At 64.2% G+C, this 6,444-nt stretch carries 7 protein-coding genes; 2 read left to right on the top strand and 5 right to left on the bottom strand.

Features of this window, described 5'->3' with window-relative positions; all coding sequences use genetic code 11:
- The first annotated feature begins 101 nt into the window (after nt 1-101).
- Nucleotides 102-1,703: an N-acyl-D-amino-acid deacylase family protein gene (locus EV191_RS10295; RefSeq protein WP_132876681.1), complete on the top strand. Its 1,602-nt coding sequence runs from the start codon at nt 102-104 to the stop codon at nt 1,701-1,703.
- A 33-nt stretch (nt 1,704-1,736) separates the two neighbouring features.
- Entirely contained in the window at nt 1,737-3,239 is a 1,503-nt protein-coding gene (locus EV191_RS10290; protein ID WP_132876680.1) for a sodium:solute symporter family protein, read from the top strand.
- A gap of 40 nt (nt 3,240-3,279) precedes the next feature.
- Here EV191_RS10290 and mnhG read toward each other — a convergent pair whose 3' ends face one another.
- Genes mnhG through EV191_RS10265 form a run of 5 tightly spaced genes read right to left on the bottom strand, consistent with a single transcriptional unit; the run spans nt 3,280 to nt 6,425 of the window.
- Complete coding sequence (gene mnhG / locus EV191_RS10285) at nt 3,280-3,657, bottom strand: monovalent cation/H(+) antiporter subunit G (protein ID WP_132876679.1); 378 nt, start codon at nt 3,655-3,657, stop codon at nt 3,280-3,282.
- Nucleotides 3,654-3,920 (bottom strand): MrpF/PhaF family protein, encoded by a 267-nt coding sequence (locus EV191_RS10280; RefSeq protein ID WP_132876678.1) that lies wholly within the window; start codon nt 3,918-3,920, stop codon nt 3,654-3,656. Before EV191_RS10280 ends, mnhG begins: the two co-directional genes overlap by 4 nt.
- Complete coding sequence (locus tag EV191_RS10275) at nt 3,917-4,489, bottom strand: Na+/H+ antiporter subunit E (RefSeq protein WP_132876677.1); 573 nt, start codon at nt 4,487-4,489, stop codon at nt 3,917-3,919. Before EV191_RS10275 ends, EV191_RS10280 begins: the two co-directional genes overlap by 4 nt.
- On the bottom strand, nt 4,489-6,036 hold the full coding sequence (locus tag EV191_RS10270; protein ID WP_132876676.1) for a Na+/H+ antiporter subunit D: 1,548 nt from the start codon (nt 6,034-6,036) through the stop codon (nt 4,489-4,491). The genes EV191_RS10275 and EV191_RS10270 overlap by 1 nt, the downstream gene beginning before the upstream one ends.
- A complete protein-coding gene (locus EV191_RS10265) occupies nt 6,033-6,425 on the bottom strand; it encodes an NADH-quinone oxidoreductase subunit K (RefSeq protein WP_132876754.1) in 393 nt (130 codons plus the stop codon). Before EV191_RS10265 ends, EV191_RS10270 begins: the two co-directional genes overlap by 4 nt.
- Nucleotides 6,426-6,444 lie beyond the last annotated feature (19 nt).

Genomic DNA, 6,444 nt, shown 5'->3' with positions numbered 1-6,444 from the left:
GAGAGCCATACGACCGGCAGTACCCGATAAGCCACGCCCCATCGCTTCTGGGCGGTCAGGGCGATCAATCCCTGAACAAGATCAACCTTAGGGGTGACCCGATGATCGCGGACCGATTCCTCTTGCGTGGCGGCGAAATCATCGACGGCACCGGCACACTCCGCCGAAAAGCCGACGTGCTCGTGGAAGCAGGGCGAATAGCTCAGATCGGCACGATCACCGATTCCGTGGACGCGCGGATCATGGACGTCGCCGGCGCGGTATTGCTACCCGGATTCATCGATGTGCACGCGCACGACGACCTGGCGCTGCTGCGCGCGGGCGGCGTCGACCCGAAGGTCCTGCAGGGCGTCACGGTTGACGTGATCGGCAACTGTGGACACGGTTGCGCTCCTCTCGGCGCCGATCGGCAGCTGCACGAGTCCTACTCCGGGCCGATCCTCGGCGACTTCCCGGAAACCATGCCTTGGCGAAGTTTCCCTGAATACCTGGATGTACTGGCGAGCACGCCGTTGCGCACAAACGCGGTGGCCCTGGTACCGCACGGCGCGCTACGGGCCGCCATCGCTGGGTATGCCCGGCGCGCATTGAGCGCGCCCGAGGTCGATCAGGCCGCGCGGTTGCTCACCGAATCGATGGAGCGCGGCGCGGCGGGGCTGTCGCTCGGCCTGATGTATGCGCCCGGCGACGTTGCCGAACAAGCGGAACTGGTCGCGCTGGCCAGGGCAGTCGCGGCCAATGATGGGATACTGGCTGCGCATATCCGCAGCGAGGGTGACGACATCGTCGCCTCGCTTGACGAGCTGCTGGATATCGCGCGGCTCACTGGAGTGCGGACTCAGCTGAGCCATCTCAAGGTTGTCTCGCCCCGGAACCGGGGCCGCATGCCGGAAGTACTGGAGCTGCTGGACGCCGCGCGAGCGGAAGGCATCGATATCACCGCCGATGTCTACCCCTATCCAGCCGGCAGCACGACCGTCTCGGCGCTATTTCCGAACTGGACACTCGCCGATGGTGTTCCTGGACTGCTTACCGAACTCGCTGATTCGAAGCGCCGTGCCACGATCATCGATGAGCTACGGCAGCCGTGGCAACACCGGGAGAACAACCTTCGTTCCCTTGGCGCGGAACGGATCCGACTCGCTGGCTTCCAGCAGCCCGAGAACCAGCGTTACGAAGGCTGGCTACTGTCCGATGTAGCCGCCGAACGGGACGCGGATCCGATCGAGTGCCTCGGCGAACTCGTGCTCGAGGAACAGGGCAAGATCACGGTAGTGCTGTTCCAGATGGACGAGCAGGATGTCGCGACCGCACTGTCCTGGCCGTGGTCCATGATTGGCTCGGACGGTCTACCCGTGCGCTCTCCCTATACGCACCCTCGAATGTACGGCACTTTCCCACGGGTACTGCGTGAGTACGCGCTGGATCGTGGGCTGTTCACCGTGGAAGAAGCGGTCCGGCGGATGACCAGCCTGCCTGCCGACCGGTTCCGGATCGCGGGCAGAGGGACCATCACCACCGGCGCGCCGGCTGATCTCGTAGCTATCGATCTCGCGAGACTCGACGATCGAGCGAACTTCACCGCACCACGCCAAACCCCAGCAGGGATTCGTGCCGTGCTCGTGAATGGAGCCCCGGCAGCAACAGAAGGGATCACGACCGACCGGTATCCAGGCACGCTGCTGCCGGCTGAATTTTCTTAACGTTTTCGACAACACCATCGCGGGAGGGTCATCATGGCCGCTGGCTCCAGTTCCGTCTATCTCATCACGTTTCTCTGCTCGATCGGCGTTATGCTCGGCCTCGGCATCTGGGTGTCCCGCCGCAATCGCACCGGCGAGGATTTCCTGCTCGCCGGGCGTCGGCTGACCTGGCCGTTCGTCACCGGTAGCGCCCTGGCTACCCTGGTAGGGACCGGGTCGAGCCTCGGCGCGGTCGGCCTGTCCTACTCGGACGGTTGGGCGGGGATGCTCTATGGAATCGGCGGCGCGGTGGGCGTATTCCTGTTGCTGCTGTTGTTCGCGGACGCCCGCAAGCATGGCTTCATGACCTTCCCGGAAGAGATCTCCTACTACTACGGCGCGAACCGGATCTTGAAGGGCACCGTCGCGATCGTGCTGTTCATCGCGACAATCGGTTGGCTTGGCGCACATATCCTTGGTGGCGCGTTGTATCTGTCCTATCTCACCGGGATGGATATGGTCCTCGCCAAGATCGTCGTGGCGGCCGGCTTCGGCCTCTACACCGTAATCGGCGGTTACCTTGCGGTGGTCATTACGGATATGGTGCAGGGCACGATCCTGTTCGTCGGCTTCACCATCCTCGCCGTCCTCGCGCTAGTGAAGGCTGGCGGCTTCGGCGCCATCAACGACGCGGTCCCCGCCGAGTCGACCTCGTTCCTCGGGATGGACGCGCTCGGCGTGCTACCGGCGATCTCGCTCGCCGTAGTGATCGCCGTGGGGGTGCTCGCCACCCCTACGCACCGCCAGCGAATCTACTCAGCGGACAGTGTCCGCACCGCGCGGCGCAGCTTCCTGCTGGTCGGCATCCTGTTCGCGATCTTCGCGATCATGCCGGCGGTCACCGGACTAGCCAGCCAGGCACTGCTACCGGGAATCGACAATCCCGACCTGGCGTTCCCTCAGCTCGCTACCGAACTCTTCCCCGTATGGATCGGCGCGCTGCTCCTGGTCGCCGGCCTATCCGCGACGATGTCCTCTGGGGACTCCGAAGCGATCGCCGGGGTCACGATGTTCCTACGGGATATCAGCTACCTGTTCACGGGCCGGATTCCCGCCGCACACAACATGGTGCGCTACTCCCGGATCGCGCTCGTCGCCGTGCTTGCCTTCGCGCTGGGCGGCGCGCTACTCGCCGAGACGATCATCGACTACATCACACTGATGATCTCCACCGTGCTTACCGGCCTGCTCATCGCGGTCTTGCTTGGTAAGTTCTGGAAGCGGGCAACCTGGCAGGGCGGGTTCGCCGCGATCATCGGCGGTGCCGCCGCCGCGACCGTGGTGAACATGAATGATGGGCTTACCGAATTCTGGGGCAACCCGGCTATTCCCTCGCTGTCGGCAGCTTTGATCGCCGGTGTGCTGGTCAGCCTGATTACGCCGCGGACCGAGGTCTCCGGCGAGGAGGCCTTGCGCATCCTCGCCGCCGAACGCGCCCAACTCGAAGTGGGCACCCAGATCCGTGCGGGTGAACAGGCCAGCACACAGGAGTCCTGAGACACTGCCGTTCTCCTTGAGTAACCGCGCCGGAGCGGGGTCAGCGATCCTGGTTGTCGCTGGCCCCGTTCGCGTCCCCGGCGTCCTCAGCGGCGAGCCGCAACTCGAGCTCGTCAACCACCATCGTGTTCGGCGCGATGGCCCCTGTCCGGTAGGCGGCCCGCCCAACGAGCTGGGAAAGCACCGGAGCCGTAATGATCTGTAGCAGCGCCACCAGTGCGAGGCCGAGCGCTTGGCCGAATTCCAGCTGTAGCGCCACACCAAGCAGTACGAGCAGCAGACCAAGCGTTTGCGGCTTGGTCGCGGCCTGCAACCGGCTTGGCACATCGGGGAAGCGCAGCATCCCGTACGCCCCGACCACACAGAACGTCGCACCGGACAACAAGCAGATCGAGCTGGCGATATCCAGAATACTCATCGGTGCCGCTCCCCTCGTTCAGCAAGCCGCACGCCCGTGATCGAGCCGGCGAAGCCAAGTAGCACGATCGACACCAGCAGCGCGAGGTTCGAACTATCCGACAGCACCGCCATACCGACCGCGACGCCAGCGGCCAGCAGCACGACGATCACATCCACGGCCAGTAGTCGATCCAATGTAGATGGGCCCTTGATCAGCCGGATCAGCACGAGCAGACCGGCAACGCAGAGTAGCCCGAGGGTGATGTTGAAGACGATAGTCACCGGGCTTCCTCCTGACGGTCGCGCATCGAGGCCAGTGCGCGCAGCTCGTCGCGGGGCGCGAATGCCCGAACCACCTTGGTCTGCAGCGAGATCGCGTGTCGCCGTGCTTTCGCCAGTTTCGCCGGCGAGTCCACGTCCACCGTGTAGACGTAAAACAGCCGCCGTTCCCTGTCGATCTGCAACACGAAGGTGCCAGGAGCCAACGAGATCATGTTCGCGGCTACCGCGATCACATGATCGACATCGGACAGGATGGGCACCTCGACAATCGCGACATCCGGGTCACGGGCGTGTTTGCGGGTGTACCAGAGCAGCCGCAGCGCCGAAGTAACCAGCTCGAACACCAGATGCGTGGCAAGCCAGAGCGCGCTCAACGGACGGAGCACCACGGGGACCGACAACCGCGGCATCGGGAACAGCATGACCACCAGCAGCGCGACCGCGATGCCGAGCAGCACCATGCCGATATCCAGGGACCGCCACAGCAGTAGCCAGAACACCACCAGCCAGCAGACCAGTGGCAACCGCTTGGCCCGCGGCGTTTCCTGCGACTCGTCAGTCTCGGACATCACTCGCCTCCTCCCGCGATCGCGCTGTCGCCGAGGACAACCTCCCGGTAGCTACTGGGGTCGAGCAGGTCCGTGGCCGCGCGCTCGCTGATCCCGGACAGCGGGCCCGCGACGAAAATGATCAGTAGCCCGGCGGCGACCAGCCCACCCGTGGCCGTGGTCATCGAACGGGAGGTCACCCTAGTGCCCACGATCAACTCGTCGGTCGGATCGGGGTCCGGATGCGGCGTGCTCGGTTCACCCCAGAACGAGACCACCCAGACCCTGCCGACCGCATACAGCGTCAGCAGGCTGGTCAGAATGGCCGCGCCGGTTGCCACGTAGGCGATCGGGGTAGCCTCCTGAACCCCAGCCTGGAACAACGCGATCTTCGCGATGAACCCGGAGAACGGCGGGATTCCGGCGAGGCTCAACGCGGGGAGCGCGAACAGCACGGCGATCAGCGGATAGGCCTTGGCAACTCCGGACATCCCGTTCACCGAGACCGTACCGGTATGTCGAGTGACCAGACCGCAGGCGAGGAACAGCGATGCCTGCACGATGATGTGGTGCACCACGTACAGGATCGCGCCGGTCATGCCTAGTTCGTTGAACAGCGCGAGACCGAAGAGCATGAACCCGATATGGCTCACCAGCAGGAAGGAGAGCAGCCGGTTGATGTCGTCCTGCGCGATCGCGCCGAGCGCGCCGACGATCATGGTCAACGAGCCGAGCACGAGCAGGACCGTCCAGCTCTCCATATGGTCGAAGACCAAGGTCTGCGTCCGGATCATCGCGTAGACGCCGACCTTGGTCAGCAACCCGGCGAATACGGCGGTAATCGGGGCAGGCGCGGTCGGATAGCTGTCCGGCAGCCAGAAGTGCAACGGAACCATCGCAGCCTTGATCCCGAACACCACGAGCATCAACAGCGAGAGCCCAAGCTGAATACCATCCGGGAGGGCGCCCATCTTGTCCGCGAGGTCCGCGAGATTCACCGTGCCGGTGGCCGCGTAGACCAACGCGATCATCGTGATGAACAGCAGCGAGGCCGCCAGGCTGACGATCACATAGGTCATCCCGGCGCGAATCCGGCTCGCCGTGGTTCGCCGGGTAATCAGCACGTATGACGCGGCGAGCATGATCTCGAAAGCGACGAACAGGTTGAACAGATCACCCGAAACGTAGGCGAGCGAGACTCCGGAACACAGCACCAGATACATCGGGTGAAACGCGGTGCTCGAGGTGTCCCTGCCGTAGTCGGTGATCCGCTGGCCAATCGAGAACAGCAACACGGAAAGCGTGACCACCGCGGAGACCAGCAACAGCAGCGCGGCCAGCCGGTCGGCGATCATCGTGATACCGAACGGCGCGGCGTGCCCGCCGAGCTGGACCACGACCGGTCCCTCGGAGTCCACCACCTGCAGCAGCCAGGCGGCATCCAGCACGATCAGCAGCAGCACGATGAGTCCGAGCAAACGCTGGATCGTCGCGAACCGGGTGAGCATCAGGGATAGCGCGGCGGCCAGCAGCGGGAGCAGCACTGGCAGCGTGACCAGGGCTGTCATGAGTTCGCCTCACTATCCGAGCCGACGAGGCTGTCCGGTTTGGTGTAGCGCCTCGGCAGCCGCCGAATCCGGTAATCGTGCAGATCGTCCTGTACCTCGTCATGACCGAGGAACACCCATGATCGATAAGCAAGGGCAAGCAGGAAGGTGGTCAGCGCGAAGGTGATCACGATAGCGGTCAGCGCCATCGCCTGCGGCAGTGGATCGACCATGTTTTCCGGCACGCCGGCCGCGACCATCGCGGGATCACCTGGCGGGCCGCCTGCGGCCTGCAGGAACAGGTTCGCCCCATGACCGATGATCATGATGCCTAGCACGACCCGCATCAGCGAACGTTGCATCAGCAAGTAGAAGCCGACGGTGTACACCCCGGCGAGCAACACCGCCATCGTGATGTTGATGGTGAAC

This window comes from Tamaricihabitans halophyticus, from assembly GCF_004340875.1.
Lineage (GTDB): Bacteria > Actinomycetota > Actinomycetes > Mycobacteriales > Pseudonocardiaceae > Tamaricihabitans > Tamaricihabitans halophyticus.
The sequence above is the reverse complement of the archived record's forward strand: the minus strand, read 5'-3'. Positions and strand labels throughout refer to the sequence as shown.